Genomic DNA, 19,677 nt, shown 5'->3' on the forward strand with positions numbered 1-19,677 from the left:
CCAGTCCGCGCAGCCCTGCTGCGCCCTGCCACAGGAAGTCCAACAGCATGTACGCCTCCCCCACTCGGCGCCGCCGAGCGTCCGGGCGCGCGCGCCTCGCGCCTGCTCCCCTCCTTCCCAGCCTGCTGGCAACCGCCCTGTGGGCGGCACTGCCAGTCCACGCCGCCGATCTGACCGGGCCCCTGCAGGTCAGCGATGGCAACAACCTGCAGCTGGGTGCCGATGATGTCCTCACCCATGGCGCGGGCAGCTTCGCACTGACCGTCACCGGCGCTGGCAGCAGCGCACTGATCGACGGCAGCCGCATCAACGTGACCGGTAATGGCAGCGCCGTGTCTGCTGCCAGTGGCGGCCAGGTGCAGCTGCGCGGTGCCACCCTGTCGATCGCACCCGCTACCGGCGTGGGCTTCTACGCACTGTATGCCAATGGTGCCGGCAGCGTGATCGATGCGCGCGATGTCGATATCGATGCCACGCGCAACGGCAGCGGATTCGGCAGCGTGCAGGCCTACAACGGTGGCGTGATCCGTTACACCGGGGGCCGCCTTTCAGTGACAGGTACCGGTGCGGCGCTGGCCGGTGCGTCCGGCAAGGGCAGTGAACTGCACCTGGCCGATCTGCAGATGAGCGCCGACGGTGGTGCCCGTCTGCGCGCCGACAGCGCGGGCCTGCTGACGATCCGCAACAGCCGCATCACCCTCGCTCCCGGTGGCATCCTCGCCGGCGTTGCCGTCGATGGCGCGGGCAGCCGCGCCGAGCTGTATGACACCTACATGGAAGGCGGCTGGTTCGATATCGACAGTGGTGGCAGCGTGCTGCTGGAGAACGTGGAAGCGCACTCGGTGGGTGGCAGCATGCGCCTGCTCGGCAGCCGCATCAGCAAGACCTATTCCAGCGCAGTGATCAACGGCGGCAGCTTCTACACTGTCGGCGGCTATGGCGTGAACATCAACAGCTGGGGGCAGCTGACCGCCCGCGACGCCGCGTTCGATGTGCGTGATGGCTACTCCGGATTCTGGCTGGCCAGCGATGAGTCGCGCCTGCAGCTGACCGACAGCACCATCGACACCTGGACCGACACCTACGGCTACGGTGTCGAGATCGCCGGCGGGGTCGCCACCGTGCAGGGCGGCCGGATCACCACGCACGGCGATACGACCTATGGCGTACGCGTGACCGGTTCCACCGGCAGCACCGCCAGCCGTATTGAAGCCACCGGCAACGTGATCGACGTGCGCGGCAACGGGGGTGGCGGCGTGTTCATCGGTGGCTCCACCGCCACCGCGCTGCTCGACACCGTTGCGATCCGCGGCGACGGCGAGAACGCGTTCGGCATCGTGCACATGAACACCGCGCGGCTGACCCAGGCCGATCGCCTGGACATCCGCATGACCGGCAGCAACAGTGGTGGCTACCGCTCCTACCTGACCGCGTTCGGCCCGTACTGGAACCGGGCCACCTTCAATGACAGCCACATCGAGACCGCCAGCGGCGCCGCGTTCTGGCTGCAGGGCAGCAACCATGCGTTGACCGTCAATGGCAGCGACGTGACCGCAGGCGACGGCAGCGGGCGCCTGCTGCGGGTCAGCGACACGGTGTTCACCGATGGCAGCAGCGTGGCGACCAGCCGCATCGACTTCAGCGCCGACGCCAGCACGCTGCGCGGTGACGTGGTGGTCGACAGCGCAACGGCTGACGTACGCATGGTGCTGGGCAACGGCACCACGTTCAGCGGTGCCCTGCGCAACAGCTCAGGCTACCAGGTCGCACAGCTTGCGCTGGATGGCAGCAGCCAGTGGAACGTGCGTGCCAGTTCCAGCGTCGGCGCGCTCGAACACGCCGGCACCATCGCCTTCGATGCCCCGGGGGCAAGCGGCTTCAAGACCGTCACTGTCAGCGGCGACTATGTGGGCAACGGTGGTCAGTGGATCTTCAACCGTGCACTGGGTGACGACACTTCGCTGGGCGACCAGCTGGTCATCAGTGGCAACAGCAGCGGCACTGCCAGCGTGAGCGTGCGCAATGCCGGCGGTGCCGGTGCACTGACGCAGGAGGGTATCCGCCTGATCACCGTTGGCGGCCAGTCCGATGCACAGTTCAGCCTGCAGGGACGCGCGGTCGCCGGTGCCTACGACTACTTCCTGTTCAAGGGCGGCGTGTCGACCCCGGATGATGGCAACTGGTACCTGCGTTCGGAATACGTGCCACCCGTCGATCCGCCGGAACCGCCGATTGATCCGCCGCAGCCGCCGGAGCCGCCGGTCGATCCACCGTCACCGCCGGAACCGCCGGTCGATCCACCGTTGCCGCCGGAGCCGCCGATCGATCCACCGCGCCCGCAGGTGGAACGCCCGGAACCGGCGGCCTACCTGGCCAACCGCAGCGCCGCGCTGGGCATGTTCCGGCACAGCCTGCACGACCGCGCCGGTGACCCCGCCGCCGAGGCCGGCACCAGCAGCGATGCCGTGGCCTGGATGCACCTTCGGAGCGCGCAGCCCGACAGCCACGACCGCAGCCGCCAGATCCAGGTCGATGGGCAGATCAGCAGCGTGCTGGTCGGCGTCGGCCGTCGCTTCGAGGTGGGCGGCGCGGGCGAACTGCAGGCAGGTGCGATGCTCGGCCACGGCCGCGCGCGCAATGACAGCCGCTCGCAGGTGACCGGCTATACCGCGCGTGGCGTGGTCACCGGCACCAGTGTGGGTGCCTATGCCACGTGGCTGCAGGATGCGCGCATGCAGGGCGGCGCCTATGTGGATGGTTGGCTGCAGTACGGCCGCTTCCGCAACAGCGTGCAGGGCGATGGCCTGCAGAAGGAACGTTATGACGCCCGCAACTGGAGTGCATCGGCCGAAGCCGGCTATGTGCTGCCCCTGCGGCGCACCGCGCAGCGCGGCATCTACCTGCAACCGCAACTGCAGGTGGTGCACAGCCGCTATGACAGCGACCGCGTGGTCGAGGCCAACGGCACGGTGGTCGAAGACCGCAGTGGTGACGAGACCAGCACCCGCCTCGGCCTGCGCCTCTACAGCCGCGGGTTGAGCCCGGCGCAGGGCCAGGTGCATCCGTACATGGCAGTGAACTGGTGGTCCGGCGGCAATGGCGCGGGCTTGGCGATGGACGGTGAACGGCTGCAGCGGCAGTTGCCGCGCGACATCTACGAAGCCAAGGCCGGTGTACAGGTGGATCTGTCCGGCGGCTGGCGCGGCTGGGGCGAAGTGAGCCGGCAGAGCGGCGGCATGGGCTTCCGCGACGTCGGTGCCCAGCTGGGCGTGTCGTACACCTGGTGATGCGGGAAGTGTCCGGCAAGGGAGTGCCGGGCACTTTTTCCACATGCCGCGTGGAAAGCGATGGGAGTTTGATGTGGACAAGTGGCGGTGAGCTCCACGCATCAAGCGTTTCAGGGAGTGGCGTTTTTTTGTCCACGCCCATGCGCGGTTTTCCACATCCGCCGTGGAGAGTGGTTGGGATTTGGTGTGGACAAGTGGGTGCGAGCATTGCACCGCAAGCATTTCGAAGCGTGGTGAAAATTTGTCCACATTGCACAGGCAAGCCTGGCAGAGCCGAGCCCACGCTCGGCTGATGCCCCCCAAGCCGAGCGTGGGCTCGGCGCTACAGGGGAGCTGCACGGTTTTCCACATGCGGCGTGGAAAGCGATGGGAGTTTGCTGTGGACAAGTGCCGGCGAACGTCACGCCGCAAGCGTTTCGCAGCGTGGTGATTTTTTGTCCATCGCCAGAAACGCAGACGCCCCGCACAAGGCGGGGCGTCCGGGGTCGATCCGATGCCGCTGGATCAGACGTTGAAGCGGAAGTGCAGGATGTCGCCTTCCTGCACGCGGTATTCCTTGCCTTCCAGGCGCAGTCGACCGGCTTCCTTGGCGCCGGCTTCGCCCTTGTACTTGATGAAGTCGTCATACGCGATGGTTTCGGCGCGGATGAAACCCTTCTCGAAGTCGGTGTGGATGACCGCGGCGGCCTGCGGGGCAGTGGCGCCCTTGCGCACGGTCCACGCACGGACTTCCTTCACGCCAGCGGTGAAGTAGGTCTGCAGGCCGAGCAGGCTGTAGGCCGCGTTGATCACGCGGTTCAAACCCGGCTCGCTCAGGCCCAGGTCGGCCAGGAAGGTATCGCGGTCCTCGTCGTCGAGCTGGGACAGCTCTTCTTCGATCGCGGCCGACACCGGCACCACCTGCGCGCCCTCGGCGGCGGCATGCGCGCGCACGGCTTCCAGGTGCGGGTTGTTCTCGAAACCGTCTTCCAGCACGTTGGCGATGTACATCACCGGCTTCAGGGTGAGCAGGAACAGATCGCGCACCAGCGCCTTCTCTTCCTCGTCCAGGCCCGCCGAGCGACCGGCCTTGCCCTCCGACAGCGCCGCCTGCAGCTTGGCCAGCACCGGCTTGCGCGCCGCGGCGTCCTTGTCACCGCCCTTGGCGGCGCGCTCGGCACGGTTCAGCGCCTTCTCGACGCTGTCCAGGTCGGCCAGCGCCAGCTCGGTATCGATGGTTTCGATGTCCGAGATCGGATCGACCTTGCCGGCCACGTGCACGATGTCACCGTGCTCGAAGCAGCGCACCACGTGGGTGATCGCATCGACTTCGCGGATGTGCGCCAGGAACTTGTTGCCCAGGCCTTCACCGCTGGCGGCACCGGCCACCAGGCCGGCGATGTCGACGAACTCGACCGCGGTCGGGATGACCTTCTGCGGGTTGATGATGCCCGCCAGCTCGTTCAGGCGCGGATCCGGTACCGGCACGATGCCGACGTTCGGCTCGATGGTGCAGAACGGGAAGTTCGCCGCGGCGATACCCGCCTTGGTCAGCGCATTGAACAGGGTCGACTTGCCGACGTTGGGCAGGCCGACGATGCCGCATTTGATACCCATGGGTGACAGCTCTCTGGGGTGAAAGTGATTGGTGAAACAGCGCGCGCGCTGCTTGGCCAATCCATCTCGGTGTCGATCATTGTGTGCCAACCAAGGTTGGCACCTACCCAAAGCGGTTTACTTCGGGGTGTGCAGCCGCTTCATCGCTTCGTTGAAATCGCCCTGCACCGCCAGCGGCATCACGTCGATCGCATCATCGATGGCGCGTGCGATCAGCACGTCGTCGTCCTTCGACGGGCGCCCCAGCACCCAACCCACCACGCGGTCCTTGTGGCCGGGATGGCCGATGCCCACGCGCAGGCGATGGAACTTGCCGTGGCCGAGCAGACGCATGGTGTCGCGCAGGCCGTTCTGGCCACCGTGGCCACCGTCGAACTTCAGCCGTGCCGCGCCGGGCGGCAGGTCCAGTTCGTCGTGGGCCAGCAGGGTTTCCTCCGGCTCGATCTTCCAGAACCGCTGCGCGGCGGTGACCGACTTGCCGCTGAGGTTCATGAAGGTGGCGGGCTTGAGCAGCCACACCGTCTGCCCGGCGATCTCGACCTTGGCGGTCTCGCCGAACAGCTTGCTGTCCACATTCCATCGCGCACCGGCTTTTTCCGCCAGGGCCTCAACGAAATGAAACCCGGCATTGTGCCGGGTCCGGGCGTGTTCCGATCCGGGGTTGCCCAGACCGACGATCAGTCGCAGTCCTGCCATGGTTCCTTCCAGTACGGTGCCTGCCCGGAGGCAGGCACCGCAGCGGTATTACTCGGCGGCAGCCGCTTCTTCGTCGGCCGCGTCGGCCTTGCCGGCCTTGGCGGTGACGATGGCGTCGTCGTGGTCCTTGCCCAGCGCCAGGGCCGGGATTTCCACGCCCTTCGGCAGCTTGATGTCGGACAGGTACACCACGTCACCGGCCTTCAGCTCACCCAGGTCGACTTCGATCGACTCCGGCAGGTCCTTCGGCAGGCAGGTGATGGTCACTTCCTTCAGTTCGTGGGTGACCACGACGTCGGCAGCCTTGCCGGCCGGCGAGGTGTCTTCGTTGACGAAGTGCAGCGGGACCGAAGCGGTCAGGGCTTCGTTCTCGTTCACGCGCTGGAAGTCCAGGTGCATGATCAGCTGCTTGTACGGGTGGCGCTGCATGTCACGCAGCAGGACCTTCTGCACCTGGCCGTCCAGGTTCAGGTCCAGGATCGAGGCATAGAACCACTCGTTCTGCTGGGCCAGCCAGATTTCGTTGTGGTCCAGGCTGATGGCGACCGGCTCGGCGTTGCCGCCGTACACGATGGCCGGGATCACACCGGCGTGACGCAGGCGGCGGCTCGCACCCTTACGCTGCAGTTCACGCTTGGTGACCTTGATTTCATGGGTCTTCGACATTTTCGACTACTCAGGTTGTTGCCGCGCCCTGCGGCGTGGCGGTTGAAGATGCTTCCGCGACCAGAAGCACCCGGGGTATGTCCCCGCCGTTGCCGGCAGGGACGAAAAACTCAGTCGACGTACAGCGAGCTGACCGACTCGCCGAAGGCGATGCGGCGCATCGTTTCGGCCAGCATCTCCGCCACGCTCAGCTGGCGGATCTTGCTGCACACCCGCGCGGCGTCCTTCAGCGGGATGGTGTCGGTCACCACCAGCTCGTCGAGCTGGGAATTGGTGATGTTGTCCACCGCCGGGCCCGACAGCACCGCGTGGGTGCAGTAGGCGGCGACCTTGAGCGCACCGCGCGCCTTCAGGGCAGCGGCAGCGGCGCACAGGGTGCCGGCGGTATCGACGATGTCATCGACCATCACGCAGGTCTTGCCTTCGACGTCACCGATGATGTTCATCACGGTGGAGACGTTGGCGCGCGGGCGGCGCTTGTCGATGATCGCCAGGTCGGCGTCATCCAGGCGCTTGGCCACCGCACGGGCGCGGACCACGCCGCCCACGTCCGGCGAGACGACGATCAGGTTCTCGGTGCCGTAGGCGCGCCAGATGTCGGCCAGCAGCAGCGGGGACGCGTACACGTTGTCCACCGGAATATCGAAGAAGCCCTGGATCTGGTCGGCGTGCAGGTCGACGGTCAGCACGCGATCAGCGCCCGCGGTGCTGAACATCTTCGCCGCCAGCTTGGCGGTGATCGGCACGCGCGAGGAGCGCATGCGGCGATCCTGGCGCGAGTAGCCGAAGTACGGCACCACCGCGGTCACGCTGGCCACCGATGCGCGCTTGAGCGCGTCGATCAGCACCAGCAGTTCCATCAGGTTTTCCGCGCTCGGCGCGCAGGTCGGCTGGATCACGAACACGTCCTGCTTGCGGACGTTCTCTTCGATCTCCACCTGCACTTCGCCATCGGAGAAGTGCGAGACCAGCGCCTTGCCCGGGCGAACCCCCAGTTCCTTGCAGATGTTCTGCGCCAGACGTTTGTTGGCGTTGCCGGAAAAGACCAGCAGGTTCGGGGACTCTTGCATCATGATTGTCTCGGGCGGGGACGAGTGGCGGGGATCCGGGGGCGGCAAGGACCCGGATGGACCCCTGCTGCTGACAACACCGCGGTTGTTTCCACGTCCCGCGCGGGCGATGCGCTGGAAGGCGCGGACACAGCCGCTATTGGCAGGGGCGGTAGGATTCGAACCTACGAATGCCAGGATCAAAACCTGGTGCCTTGGGCCTCTTGGCGACGCCCCTGCATTGATAAATCAGTGTTGCTCGAGTGCATCCAGCAGTGGCGAACGCGCAACGCCCGCTGCCACCCTTGCCCGCAACTCCTTCGGCAATTTCGACCGTCCCTGCTCTGCAGCAGACTGCGACGCGAATTCGACGAAACAACCACTTCCCGAACCGGTCAGCCGCGCCGTGCCGATGTCGCTCAACGCGGCAAGCGCTGCCTCGACGGCAGGCTCACGGCGGCGCAGCACCGGTTCGAACGCGTTCCCGACCAGGGTCCCGGAAGCGAAGTCCTCTATTTTCGCCACTGGGCTGTCGCGCGTCAAATCCGGGTCTGCAAACAGGGCCGGCGTGGGAACATGAACGCCCGGTTCAACCACCACATACCAGGCCGGCGCCAGCGTGATCGGCTGCAGGCGCTCGCCCACCCCTTCTGCCCAGGCGTTGCGACCGCGCACGAACACCGGCACGTCGGCGCCCAGGCGCAGGCCCAGCGCGGCCAGCGCCTCTTCGTCCAGCCCGGCCTGCCAGAGCCGGTTCAGCACCACCAGTACCGTGGCCGCATCGGACGAGCCGCCACCGAAGCCGCCGCCGGCTGAAACATGCTTTTCAACGATGATGTCCGCACCTTGCGCGACATTGGTCGTCTCTTTCAGCAGCTTCGCGGCACGTACCGCCAGATCGTCGCCCTCGGCCACGCCCGCCAGGCCCTCGCCGTGCCGGCGCACCTGGCCGTCTTCACGCAGGCGCAGGCCGATGCGATCGCCCCAGTCCAGCAGGCGGAACACGGTCTGCAGTTCGTGGTAGCCGTCGGCCCGGCGCCCGGTGATGTGCAGAAACAGGTTCAGCTTGGCCGGGGCCGGCCACCAGGACCAGCCCGCGTCGTCGACTGCCCCGCTCATGGCGTGCCCTGCCCCCACTGGTCCACCAGAAGGCGCACCTTGGCGTCACCATTGCTGGCCTCGATCCGGCGCGGCAGCGCCGGCCGTCCGGCGTCGGCCGGGTACCAGTCCAGGTACTGTACCTGCCAGCCCATCTGCTGCATCCGGCGCGGCCGGCCTTCACCGTCGCGTTCGACCGTCTCGGGGCCGGCGGCGTCGCCGGCGACCAGCCCGCGGATCCACTCCGGCAACTGGTTGACCGGAATGTCCCAGCCGGTCGCCTCCAGCAACAGCTGCTGGGCGTCCTCGCCGTCGCGCGGGCCGCCCGTCAGTCCTTCCAGGCGGCCAGCTTCGGAATGGGTATCGCCGGTCAGCTTCCAGCTCTGCCGGGTCACCGGCGCGCTCAACTCCACCACGTAGCGGCGGCCTTCCTGCTTCCAGTCGATGCGACCGCTGCCGCCGTCCTTGCCCTTGCTGACCGCGACCCGGCCCTGGAAGGCCCAGTCCGGCTGTGCATGCAGGGCGGCCACGCGCGCCGCTTCGGCCTGCGCCGCTTCGGCCGAAACCGTCTCGACCACCGCCGGTGGCGGGGTCTTCTGCGTGCCCACGCTGGTACAGGCGGTCACCGCCAAGGTCGCAGCCGCCAACAGCAGCGGCCGGATCAGGGAAACACTCATGGATTGAATTTCTCGCGGGCGCGCAGCAGCGCGCGGTTTTCAGGATCGAGCTTGGCCGCTTCGTCGAAGAAGTGGCGGGCCTCGTCATGCTTGCCCAGCACCCACAGCACTTCGCCGACATGGGCGGCGATCTCCGGGTCCTTGGCCAGGGTCCAGGCCCGGCGCAGCTGCACCAGCGCTTCGTCCTTGCGGCCCAGGCGATACAGCACCCAGCCATAGCTGTCGACGATAGCGGCGTTGTCCGGCTCGGCGACGCGGGCGCGGTCGATCAGCTCCAGCGCCTCCTGCAGGCGCCCGGTACGGTCAGCCAGGGTGTAGCCCAAGGCGTTCAGGGCCGGCACGTTTTCCGGGTCGGTCACCAGGATCTTGCGCAGGTCGGCCTCGGCGCGCGGAATATCGTCCCGACGCTCCCAGGTGAGCGCGCGGGCGTACAGCAGGCCATTGTCATCCGGGTAGGCGGCCAGGCCGCGGGCCAGCGCATCCAGTTCGCCAGCACTGTCATCGCCGCGCTGGCGCAGCTCGGCCTCCAGCAGATACGCGTCACGGCGCACATCATCGTCGACCACCGCGTCGGACTGGATCGCGTGCACTTCATCCAGTGCCTGCGGCAGCCGTCCGGCCAGCGCCTGGGCGTTGGCCGCACGCAGGCGCGCCTCGCTCAGCTCATCACCGCCGGGCACACTGTGGTACCACTGCACCGCCTCGGGATAGCGCTTCAGGTATTCGGCGATCTTGCCCAGCAACAGGCGCTGCGCGGGGTCCGGCTTGGCCGCCTGCCGCGACAGTTCGTTGTAGAGGTTGGACAGCGCCGCCTTGTCGCCCTGCTTGGCCAACAGTGAAGCGCGCATGCCCCAGGTCTGCACATCCTGCGGGCCGAATGCCAGTACGCGCTCGGCAGCAGCCGGTTGCCCCAGGCTGTCGTAGGCGATGGCCACCGCATTGCGCAGCTCGGGGTCCTGCCGGGTCTTCGGCTCGACGTCGTGCAGCAGCGACAAGGCCTTGTCGGTCTCGCCGGCCTGCTGCAGCTGGCTGGCACGCAGCAAGGCAACGCGCGGTTCTTCGGGGAAGCGCCTGACCACTTCATCGATCATGCGACGCGCCAGGTCGGGCTTGTCCATGCGCAGGGCGAGGCGGCCGAACTCCTGCCAGGCCTCGATCTTCGGCGGAATCGCATTGGCATCGACCAGCTCGCCGAGCACCTGCGCCGGCACCGCCGGGTCGCGGCCACCGCCGATCAGCGCGGCCAGGGCGAACTTCCAGCCGCGCTCGTCGGGGTCGGCCAGCAGCGCCTGCAATTCAGTGCGGGCGGCCTTCACATCACCCTGGCGCATGGCCAGCGCACCGGCGGCGCTGCGCATGGTCAACGAACGCGGGGCGCGCTGCTGCCACAGGGCCAGGCCCTTGGCGGCGCTGGCGTCATCGTTGGCAAGCATGGAGATACGGGTCGCGCGCTCGGCCAGGCCAGCATCGCCGTCAGTCTGCTGCGCGGCCTGCAGGTACCAGCGCGCGGCCTCGGCCAGCTTGCCGGCCTGCAGGGCGAACTCACCGGCCATCACCGGCTCCAGCGCCAGTTCCCCGGTGGCCGCGGCCCGCACGGGGGCCTTGGGCGGCACCGCCGCCAGGGCCTGCGCGCAGGCCAGGGACAGCAGCAGAACACTGGGGATGCGAATCAATGCGGGCATCGTCGGCATCGGGGCCTTAAAATGTCGTCCAATGGCCAGCAGCTTATCGCAAGCAACTGAACAATGACCCTGTGGGTGCTCGGACTGAATCACCAGACCGCACCGGTGGAGCTGCGCGAGCGCGCGGCCTTCGCCGGTGAGGCGTTGCCGCGTGCGCTGGGCTCGCTGCGCGATACCCCGCAGATCGCCGAGGCGGTCCTGCTGTCCACCTGCAACCGCACCGAGCTGTACGCCGTGGCCGAGTCGGCACAGGCGCTGGACCAGTGGCTGCGCAGCCAGGCCGGTGACCTGCAGGGTTATCTGTACCAGCATGCCGATGCCGAGGCTGTGCGCCACCTGTTCCGGGTCGCCACCGGGCTGGACTCGATGGTGCTGGGCGAACCGCAGATCCTCGGCCAGGTGAAGGACGCCTGGTCGACCGCGCGCGACCATGGCCTGCTCGGCCAGCGCCTGGACCGCCTGTTCCAGCAGACCTTCTCGGTGGCCAAGCGGGCGCGCACCGATACCCAGGTCGGTGCCAACCCGGTATCGGTGGCGTCGGCGGCGGTGCGCCTGGCGCAGAACGCGTTCGCCCGGCTGGACGACTCCACTGTGCTGCTGGTTGGTGCCGGCGAGACCATCGAGCTGGCTGCACGGCACCTGAGCGAAGGCAAGGTGCGGCGGCTGCTGATCGCCAACCGCACCCTGGCCCACGCGCAGGAACTGGCCAGCCGCCATGGCGGCGTGGCCCTGCCGCTGACCGAACTGGACCGTCACCTGGGCGAGGCCGACGTGGTGTTCTCGGCCACCGCGGCGCGCGAGCCGGTGATCCATCGCGAGATGGTGGCCAAGGCCCTGCGTGCACGCCGGCACAAGCCGATGCTGCTGTTCGACCTGGCCGTTCCGCGCGACATCGAAGCCGAGGTCGGCACGCTCAACGATGCCTTCCTCTACACGGTCGATGACCTGGAGCGCGCGGTGGAAGACAACCGCCGTGGCCGCCGCGAGGCCGCCGCCGAAGCCGAGGCGATCATCGACCTGCAGGTATCGCGTTACGTCGAGACCCAGCAGGCCAGTGCCCATCAGGCGCCTTTGCGGCAGCTGCGTGCGTTCGGCGAGGCCACCCGCGCCGAGTTGCTGGAGCGCGCACGCCAGCAGCTGGCCAACGGCAAGCCCGCCGACGAAGTGCTGGAACTGCTGGCCCACGGCCTGACCAACCGCCTGCTGCATCCGCCGACCGCCGCACTGCGCGCCGCCGCGCTGAGTGGCGATGCCGACCTGACCCGCGCCGCCGAGCGCCTGTTCCCGGCCACGCCGGGCTACCACCACCCACCCGTGAGACCCGATGACGCCGACCCTGCGCCGTAAGCTGGAAGCGCTGGCCGAGCGCCGCGAAGAACTGGAACGCCTGCTCGCCGAACCCGACGTGGTCGCCGACAACACCCGTTTCCGCGACCTTTCGCGCGAATTCGCCCAACTTGAACCGGTCGCCACTGCACTGGCCGATGAAGCCCGTGCCAAGGCCGACCTGGCCGCCGCCGAAGGCATGCGCGCCGACCCCGACCTGCGCGAGCTGGCCGACGAGGAAATCGCCGCCGCGCAGGCGCGCCTGCAGGAACTGGAGCAGGAGCTTGCGCTGCTGCTGGTGCCGCGTGACCCGCGCGACGAAGGCAACCTGTTCCTGGAAGTGCGCGCCGGCACCGGCGGCGACGAAGCCGCGATCTTCGCCGGCGACCTGTTCCGCATGTACGCCCGCTATGCCGAGCGCCAGGGCTGGAAGGTCGAGATCGAATCGGACAACCCCGGCGAGCATGGCGGCTACAAGGAAGTGGTGGCGCGTGTGGTCGGCCGTGGTGCGTTCTCGCGCCTGAAGTTCGAATCGGGCACGCATCGCGTGCAGCGCGTGCCGGCCACCGAATCGCAGGGCCGTATCCATACCTCGGCCGCGACCGTGGCGATCATTCCCGAGGCCGACGAAGTCGATGACATCGTCATCAACCCGGCCGACCTGAAGGTGGATACGTTCCGCTCGTCCGGCGCCGGTGGCCAGCACGTCAACAAGACCGAGTCCGCGATCCGCATCACCCACGTGCCGACCGGCGTGGTGGTGGAGTGCCAGACCGAGCGCAGCCAGCACGCCAACCGCGACAAGGCGATGAAGCGCCTGAAGGCGCAGCTGCTCGATGCCGAGCGCCAGCGCCAGGACGCGGCACAGGCCGAGTCGCGGCGCCTGCAGGTCGGCAGCGGCGATCGCAGCCAGCGCATCCGCACCTACAACTTCCCGCAGGGCCGGATCACCGACCACCGCGTGGAAGGCCTGACGTTGTACGACCTGCCCAACATCCTGGCCGGTGACCTCGACCCGCTGCTGCAGCGGCTCAGCCACGAACACCAGGTCGACGCCCTGGCCCAGCTGTCGGCGGGCTGAGCACGATGACGGCCTGGCAGCAGCGGCAGCACCTGCAGCAGGCGATCGCACGCCAGCCCGGCGACTTCGTCGCCTGGGTGATGCTGGCCGACCTGGAACTGGAAGCCGGCGACATCGCTGCCGGCGAGCAGGCCGCACGACGTGCCCTGCAGCTGCGCCCCAACCACCCCGAAGCGCTGGCGCGGCTGGGGCGCGTGGCGTGGATGGCCGGCGCGCACGCCGACGCGGCGAAGCTGCTCGGCCAGGCCTCGGCATTGGCCCCGCAGCACCCGGGCATCGCGTTGTGGCTGGGCCACGCGCTGGAAGATGCCGATGATGCCGAAGGCGCAGCAGCGGCCTATCGCCGCGCGCACGCGCTGATGCCGGGCGAACCCTACATCGCCGCCCAGCGCCTGGCCTGGCAGCGCCGCCTGTGCGACTGGCAGGACGTGGACACGCTGGCTGCGCAGGTGCGCAACGCGCTCGCCGCGGGTCAGGGTGCAGTGGAACCCTTCGCCTTCCTCAGTGAAGACGTAAGCGCTGCGGAGCAGTTGGCCTGTGCGCGCGCACGCGCCGCGGTCGTTGCGTCGGCGGTGCGCCCCCTTCCTGCAGTGAAGGTTCGCGAGCACGGCGCGTTGCGCGTCGGCTTCCTCTCCAATGGCTTCGGCGCCCATCCCACCGGGCTGCTGACCGTGGCCCTGCTCGAACACCTGCGCCATGACCCGGCGTTGCAACTGCACCTGTTCGCGCTGAACCGCGCCGATGGCAGCCGCATCCGCGAACGCCTGCAGGCCGCCACCCGCCTGCATGACGTGGCCGCACTGCGGCATGCCGACATCGCGGCCCGCATCCGTGCACAGGGCATCGACCTGCTGTTCGACCTGCGCGGCTGGGGGGGCGGCGGCACGCCCGAAGTGCTGGCCATGCGCCCGGCCCCGTTGCAGCTGAACTGGCTGGCCTACCCCGGCACATCAGGTGCGCGCTGGCTGGATGCCGTGGTCGCCGACGAATTCGTGCTGCCGGCATCGCTGGAACCTCACTTCAGCGAACGCGTCCTGCGCCTGCCACGTGCCTTCCAGCCCTCGGACAACACCCGCGTACTGGAACCGGCACCGTCCCGCGCCGAGTGCGGGCTGCCCGAACACGGCGTGGTGTTCTGCTGCTTCAACAACAGCTACAAGCTCAACCCGCGCAGCATGGGCCGCGCCTTCGCGGTGCTGCAGGCCGTGCCCGGCAGCGTGCTGTGGCTGCTGTCCGGGCCCGGCAAGGCCGACGCCCGCCTGCGTGCGGCCGCGCAGGCCGCAGCCCTGGACCCGGCGCGCCTGGTGTTCATGGCCAAGCTGCCGCATCCGCAGTACCTGGCCCGCTATCAGCTGGCCGACCTGTTCCTCGACACGCATCCGTACAACGCGCACACCACCGCCTCCGATGCGCTGTGGGCCGGCTGCCCGGTGCTGACCTGCCCGGGTGATACCTTCGCCGCGCGCGTGGCCGGCAGCCTCAACCATCATCTGGGTCTTTCGCGGATGAACGTTGCCGACGATGCGGCGTTCATCGCCACTGCCAGCGCGCTGGGCAACAAGCCGGCGGCGCTGGCAGCGTTGCGTGCCGAACTGGCGCAGGCACGCGAAGACAGTGGTGTATTCGACATGGCAGGTTTTGCCCAGGACCTTTCCGCCCTGCTGCAGACGCTGGCGGGCGAGCAGGGCTGGCGCGGCGTCGACACCCCCTGAGCAACCGCTGCGTTACGCTCCGGCTTCCTCCCCGCGTGGCGTGACGATGGCCAAGCTCAAGCGCAAGGACTACGACGAACTGCTGCTGCCGCTGCAGCTGGAACTGACTGCAATGGCGCGCTGGGTTCAGTACAGCGGGCAACGCCTGCTGGTGCTGTTCGAAGGCCGCGATACAGCCGGCAAGGGCGGTGCGATCCAGGCCATCAGCCAGCATCTCAACCCGCGCCAATGCCGGGTGGTGGCGCTGCCCAAGCCCACCGACCGTGAAGCCACGCAGTGGTACTTCCAGCGTTACGCCGCGCATCTTCCCGCCGCCGGCGAGATCGTGCTGATGGACCGCAGCTGGTACAACCGTGCCGGTGTTGAACGGGTGATGGGTTATTGCAGCGAAACCGAGTACCAGCAGTTCCTGCGCCAGGCGCCGGTGTTCGAACAGCTGCTGGTGGACGACGGCATCCTGCTGTTCAAGTACTGGTTGTGCGTGGACCAGGAGCAGCAGGAAAAGCGCTTCGCCGAACGCCATCTCGATCCGCTGAAGGGCTGGAAGCTCTCACCGGTCGACCTGAAATCGCGCAGCAAGTACAGCGCGTACACCGAGGCCCGCGAGGCGATGCTGCGCGCGACGCATCGCGAGGCGGCGCCGTGGACGCTGGTGGACTTCAACGACCAGCGGCTGGGCCGGCTGACCCTGGTGCGAAACCTGCTGGACCGGTTGCCGGATACGCGGGTGGATGCACCGTTGCCGGAGCTGCCGAAGCTGAAGGGCAAGCTGCATCGCGAGCACTTCGATGTGCTGAAGCCGATCGAGGACTTCCCGGTCGAGGATTAGGGTGGGTCGGCAGGGCCTGCGGCCCTGCACCTGCGGTAGTGCCGGGCGCTGGCCGGCAACAGCAACAGCAACACCCCGCACTCCGGCATCGCCCCACCTCTGACAGATTCCGGCGATCTGGTAGATCCACGCCATGCGTGGATGAATCTCCATTGAAATCGAACATTTCGACAATGGAACGAAGAGCATCCACGCATGGCGTGGATCTACGTGTCGACCAAGGTCGACACCCACCAAGAGCAGGCCATCCCATTCCGACAGATCGCGGAGAACTGTCAAAGGCGGGGTGGGTCCGGTTGCGGGGGCGTGAGCCGCATGGATGCGGCGACCGAGCCTACAGGGACGTATTTACGGCGTCCCCGGCAACCGGACCCACCCCGCCTCCCCACAGGAAACCCTCTTGGGCTGTTGCTGTTGCTGTTGCTTTTGCTGGGGTTGCCGGCCAGCGGCCGGCACTACCGCGGGTGCAGGGCGCAGCCCTGCCGATACCCAACCTACTTGGCAGCAGCGATCTGCTTTTCGATGTCGGCGGCGGTCACCGGGCCAAGGAACGTGTGCGCCAGCTTGCCTTGCGGATCGATGAGATGCGTCAGCGGCAGACCACGTGGCGTGGCGAAGTCGGCCGGCGGATCGAACGGGTCCACGATCACGATCGGATAGGTCACCGGATGCTTGGCCAGGAACGACTGCATCTCCGGCACTTCGATGTCCTCGTAGGCCAAGCCGACCACTTCGATGTTGCTGCGCATCGCATGCAGGGCCGACAGCTCGGGCATCTCCTTGCGGCACGGCGCGCACCAGGTGGCCCAGAAGTTCACCACCACCCACTTGCCGCGATGCGCGGCCAGGTCGTAGTCGCTGCCATCCACCGCCTTCATCTTCAGCGTCGGGAACTCGGCGGTGGTGCGCTCGGCCGGGGTTTCCTCGACCGGTGCCGGCGTGCTCGGCGTCGGTGCCTGCGCCGGTGGCTGGCTGCTGGCCGGTGCCGGCTCCTGGGCCGGTTTGCAGGCCGCCAGGGCCAGCAGCAGGGTCAACGGGAGCAGCAGCGGCAACGACGTCTTGCGGGTCATGGGGTGTCTCCAGAGTCGGTATAGATATCACTGACCTTGCGCTTCAGGCGTTCGCGCAGGGGCAGTCGCAGGTCATCCAGCGCCGCCAAGGCGGCACGGCCCAGGCTGTCGTCGCGATACGGCAGGTGCTGCTCGGCTACCGGGATGCGCAGCTGGGTGCATTCGTACAGATCGGCCAGGCTGACCTGGTCCAGGTCGCGCGACAGCAGCCACTCGCCGCGCTCATCGCGGCGCAGCAGGTCGATCTCCTGCAGGTTGCAGATCAGGTCCTGCAGCAGTGAATCGGTCAGCATCGGCTCCAGCCGCAGGATCTCGTCATCGGCCAGGCCTTTGCCCTTGGCCCGCGCATGCTGGAAGCGGCCAAGCAGGCGCAGCAGCCCATAGAACTCGTACCCCTGCGGCAGGCGCAGCTCGACCGGCTGGTAGCGGAAGGCGGCCATCGAGGAGGCCAGCGACGCACCCAGCAGCACCGCCACCCAGCACAGGTAGATCCACAGCAGCAGGATCGGCACGAAGGCGACCGTGCCATACAGCTTCTGGTAGGACTGGAAGCTGCCCAGATACGCGCCGATGCCCCACTTCACCAGTTCAAGGATGACCGCCGCCAGGATCGCGCCGGGCACGGCATGCCGCCATTTCACCGTGTGGTGCGGTACCACACGGAACATCAGCGTGATGCAGACGAACTCGATCAGGATCGGTGCCAGCCGCAGCGCAAGTTCGGCCAGCCAACGGCCCTCCTGGGTACCGAACAACGGCATCGCGAACACCCGCGCCGACACCGCCAGCGACGCAGCGGCGAGCATCGCGCCCAGGGTCAGCACGGTCCAGTAGACCAGGAAGCGGGTCAGCTTGGGCCGGCTCGAGCCGACCCGCCAGATCTGGTTGAAGGTCTCTTCCACGCTGTTGAGCGTGATCAGCAGTGAGGCGACCAGTGCGATGAAGCCGGCGGCGGTCAGCTGGCCGGCACTGGCCGAAAACTGCCGCAGGTAACCCTCGGCCGCGCGCGCAGCGGAGGGCACGAAGTTGGAGAAGACGTAGTCGCTGAGCTGGTCGCTCCAGCGGTCGAAAACGGGGAAGGCCGAGAGCACGCCGAACACCACGATGGCCAGCGGTACCAGCGCGAACACCGTGGTGTACGCCAGCGCCGCCGCTGCCTGGAACAGGCGGTCGTCGAGGAAGCGATGCCACAGGAAGCGGCCGAAACTGATGGCCCGTGCGCGATCCCGCGCGCGCTCCATCCACAGGTTGAGCGTATCCAAAGGTTCCATCGGTGGAAGGGTACCCGATGCGGAATGCTCGCAGGATAGCCATACTGGTGGCCACACGACGAGGAGAAGCGGGCACGATGGGCGAGATTCTGGTGCTGTATTACAGCCGGGGCGGTTCGGTGGCACGGCTGGCGCGCCAGATCGCGCGGGGCATCGGCGAAGTGCCGGGCATGACCGCGCGCCTGCGCACGGTGCCGCCGGTGGCCGCAGTGACCCAGACCGCGCAGCCGCCGGTACCCGACGATGGCGCCCCCTATGTAAGCGTGCAGGATCTGGTCGAATGCCAGGGCCTGCTGCTCGGCAGCCCGACCCGCTTCGGCAACATGGCCGCGCCGGTGAAGCATTTCCTGGATGGGCTGGGCGCCGAATGGGTCAATGGCACCCTCTCTGGCAAGCCGGCCGGCGTGTTCACGTCCACCGCATCCATGCATGGCGGGCAGGAATCGACCCTGCTGTCGATGCAGGTGCCGCTGCTGCACCATGGCTGCGTGATCGTCGGCATTCCGTTCACCGAACCGGCGCTGAGCCACACCACCAGCGGTGGCACGCCCTACGGCGCCAGCCACGTCGCCGGTGCCGCCGACGACCCGCAGCCGACCGACGACGAAGCCGTGCTGGCGCGCGCGCTGGGGCGCCGGGTGGCCGGCATCGCGCAGCGGTTGGCCCGATGAGCGCCGCGCCGCGCACGGTCCTGCTGCTGGCCCTGATGGGGCTGGCCGCGCTGTTCGCGGGCTGGTTCATCAATGACAAGCACTGGCTGGCGACCCAGCTGGTGTTCACCGCGCCGCCGCTGGCGCTGGCCATCGCCGTGCGCCTGGGCTGGCGCAAGGCCGGATTCTGGGCCTCGGTACTGGCGCTGGGCTGGTTCAGCCACGGCGTGATGAGCGCCTGGAGCCACCCGGAAACGCGCTGGCTGGCGCTGATCGAGATCGCGCTGGCCCTCCTGGTGATCTTCAGCGCCAGCCTGCCCGGCCTGCGCGCCCGCTTCGGCAAGCAACGCTGACGCTGCGCCCGCTGGGTCGTATCATCTGCATTCCTGGCCCCGCGCCGCAGTACCTGTCCTGGTTTCGCGCATGCACATGATGGAAGAGCTCCTGGTCGTCACCACCGGTGGCACGATCGACAAGATCTACTTCGACGACAAGTCGGACTACCAGATCGGCGATCCGCAGATCGGCATGATCCTGCGCGAGCTGGGCGTGACGTTCCGCTTCAACGTGATTCCGATCCTGCGCAAGGATTCGCTGCACATCAACGATGAGGACCGCGAGCTGATCCGCGCCACCATCGCCGCGCAACCGACCCGGCACGTCCTGGTGACCCACGGCACCGACTCGATGGTGCAGACCGGCAAGGTGCTGGCGACAATCCCCGACAAGACCATCGTGATGACCGGTGCACTGAGCCCGGCACGCTTCCGCGGCTCGGATGCGGAGTTCAACATCGGCTGTGCGATCGGTGCGGTGCAGTCGTTGCCGAGCGGCGTGTACATCGCGATGAACGGGCGGATCTTCGACCCGCAGCACGTGCGCAAGAACGTGGCCGCGAACCGCTTCGAGTCGGTCTGAGGAACCGCGCGCCGACCAAGCTCGGCACCTGCCAGAGCGCTGCGCTTGTAGTGCCGAGCCATGCTCGGC

Annotated in this window: 17 protein-coding genes and 1 tRNA gene; 8 read left to right on the forward strand and 10 right to left on the reverse strand. The window is 67.9% G+C overall.

From position 1 onward, the window contains the following. Positions 1-47: 47 nt before the first annotated feature. A complete protein-coding gene (locus AC5P8U_RS17925) occupies positions 48-3,287 on the forward strand; it encodes an autotransporter family protein (RefSeq protein WP_495214247.1) in 3,240 nt (1,079 codons plus the stop codon). A 504-nt stretch (positions 3,288-3,791) separates the two neighbouring features. Here the strand turns inward: AC5P8U_RS17925 and ychF are convergent. From ychF to AC5P8U_RS17965, 8 genes are all read right to left on the reverse strand, one after another. Further along, complete coding sequence (gene ychF / locus AC5P8U_RS17930) at positions 3,792-4,883, reverse strand: redox-regulated ATPase YchF (protein ID WP_005415403.1); 1,092 nt, start codon at positions 4,881-4,883, stop codon at positions 3,792-3,794. A 117-nt stretch (positions 4,884-5,000) separates the two neighbouring features. Further along, entirely contained in the window at positions 5,001-5,579 is a 579-nt protein-coding gene (gene pth / locus AC5P8U_RS17935) for an aminoacyl-tRNA hydrolase (RefSeq protein ID WP_072167917.1), read from the reverse strand. A gap of 48 nt (positions 5,580-5,627) precedes the next feature. Next, positions 5,628-6,245 carry a 50S ribosomal protein L25/general stress protein Ctc gene (locus AC5P8U_RS17940; RefSeq protein ID WP_005415401.1) on the reverse strand — a complete coding sequence of 206 codons (618 nt, stop codon included), beginning with the start codon at positions 6,243-6,245 and terminating at the stop codon, positions 5,628-5,630. A gap of 110 nt (positions 6,246-6,355) precedes the next feature. Beyond that, a complete protein-coding gene (locus AC5P8U_RS17945) occupies positions 6,356-7,315 on the reverse strand; it encodes a ribose-phosphate diphosphokinase (protein ID WP_005415400.1) in 960 nt (319 codons plus the stop codon). A 140-nt stretch (positions 7,316-7,455) separates the two neighbouring features. Continuing rightward, positions 7,456-7,532, reverse strand: a tRNA-Gln gene (locus tag AC5P8U_RS17950). An 11-nt stretch (positions 7,533-7,543) separates the two neighbouring features. Then, positions 7,544-8,413 carry a 4-(cytidine 5'-diphospho)-2-C-methyl-D-erythritol kinase gene (gene ispE, locus AC5P8U_RS17955; protein WP_072167916.1) on the reverse strand — a complete coding sequence of 290 codons (870 nt, stop codon included), beginning with the start codon at positions 8,411-8,413 and terminating at the stop codon, positions 7,544-7,546. Continuing rightward, positions 8,410-9,069, reverse strand: coding sequence for a lipoprotein insertase outer membrane protein LolB (gene lolB / locus AC5P8U_RS17960; protein ID WP_072167915.1), 660 nt, complete (start codon positions 9,067-9,069; stop codon positions 8,410-8,412). The genes ispE and lolB overlap by 4 nt, the downstream gene beginning before the upstream one ends. Continuing rightward, on the reverse strand, positions 9,066-10,751 hold the full coding sequence (locus tag AC5P8U_RS17965) for a tetratricopeptide repeat protein (protein WP_172412111.1): 1,686 nt from the start codon (positions 10,749-10,751) through the stop codon (positions 9,066-9,068). Before AC5P8U_RS17965 ends, lolB begins: the two co-directional genes overlap by 4 nt. Before the next feature lie 63 nt (positions 10,752-10,814). Between AC5P8U_RS17965 and hemA the strand changes: the two genes are divergently transcribed. From hemA to ppk2, 4 genes are read left to right on the forward strand one after another with little or no spacing between them, the layout of a single operon-like run. Continuing rightward, entirely contained in the window at positions 10,815-12,098 is a 1,284-nt protein-coding gene (hemA, locus tag AC5P8U_RS17970; protein ID WP_065178970.1) for a glutamyl-tRNA reductase, read from the forward strand. Next, on the forward strand, positions 12,076-13,158 hold the full coding sequence (gene prfA / locus AC5P8U_RS17975; RefSeq protein ID WP_014036080.1) for a peptide chain release factor 1: 1,083 nt from the start codon (positions 12,076-12,078) through the stop codon (positions 13,156-13,158). The genes hemA and prfA overlap by 23 nt, the downstream gene beginning before the upstream one ends. Before the next feature lie 5 nt (positions 13,159-13,163). Next, on the forward strand, positions 13,164-14,870 hold the full coding sequence (locus AC5P8U_RS17980; protein ID WP_072167913.1) for an O-linked N-acetylglucosamine transferase, SPINDLY family protein: 1,707 nt from the start codon (positions 13,164-13,166) through the stop codon (positions 14,868-14,870). A gap of 46 nt (positions 14,871-14,916) precedes the next feature. Next, on the forward strand, positions 14,917-15,699 hold the full coding sequence (gene ppk2 / locus AC5P8U_RS17985; protein WP_072167912.1) for a polyphosphate kinase 2: 783 nt from the start codon (positions 14,917-14,919) through the stop codon (positions 15,697-15,699). 494 nt (positions 15,700-16,193) lie between these two features. On the opposite strand, the gene AC5P8U_RS17990 is transcribed toward ppk2, so the two are convergent. Next, positions 16,194-16,769, reverse strand: coding sequence for a TlpA family protein disulfide reductase (locus AC5P8U_RS17990; protein WP_072167911.1), 576 nt, complete (start codon positions 16,767-16,769; stop codon positions 16,194-16,196). Next, on the reverse strand, positions 16,766-18,040 hold the full coding sequence (locus AC5P8U_RS17995) for a YihY family inner membrane protein (RefSeq protein WP_005415390.1): 1,275 nt from the start codon (positions 18,038-18,040) through the stop codon (positions 16,766-16,768). Before AC5P8U_RS17995 ends, AC5P8U_RS17990 begins: the two co-directional genes overlap by 4 nt. 77 nt (positions 18,041-18,117) lie before the next feature. Here AC5P8U_RS17995 and wrbA point away from each other — a divergent pair, with 77 nt between their 5' ends. The 3 genes from wrbA (at position 18,118) to AC5P8U_RS18010 (ending at position 19,608) form a co-directional block, all read left to right on the forward strand. After that, positions 18,118-18,711, forward strand: coding sequence for an NAD(P)H:quinone oxidoreductase (gene wrbA, locus AC5P8U_RS18000; protein ID WP_049438254.1), 594 nt, complete (start codon positions 18,118-18,120; stop codon positions 18,709-18,711). After that, positions 18,708-19,043: a DUF2069 domain-containing protein gene (locus AC5P8U_RS18005; protein WP_005415388.1), complete on the forward strand. Its 336-nt coding sequence runs from the start codon at positions 18,708-18,710 to the stop codon at positions 19,041-19,043. Before wrbA ends, AC5P8U_RS18005 begins: the two co-directional genes overlap by 4 nt. Before the next feature lie 79 nt (positions 19,044-19,122). After that, on the forward strand, positions 19,123-19,608 hold the full coding sequence (locus AC5P8U_RS18010) for an asparaginase domain-containing protein (RefSeq protein WP_010481766.1): 486 nt from the start codon (positions 19,123-19,125) through the stop codon (positions 19,606-19,608). Positions 19,609-19,677: the final 69 nt, after the last annotated feature.

This window comes from Stenotrophomonas sp. YJH_SMC_81 (assembly GCF_059370875.1).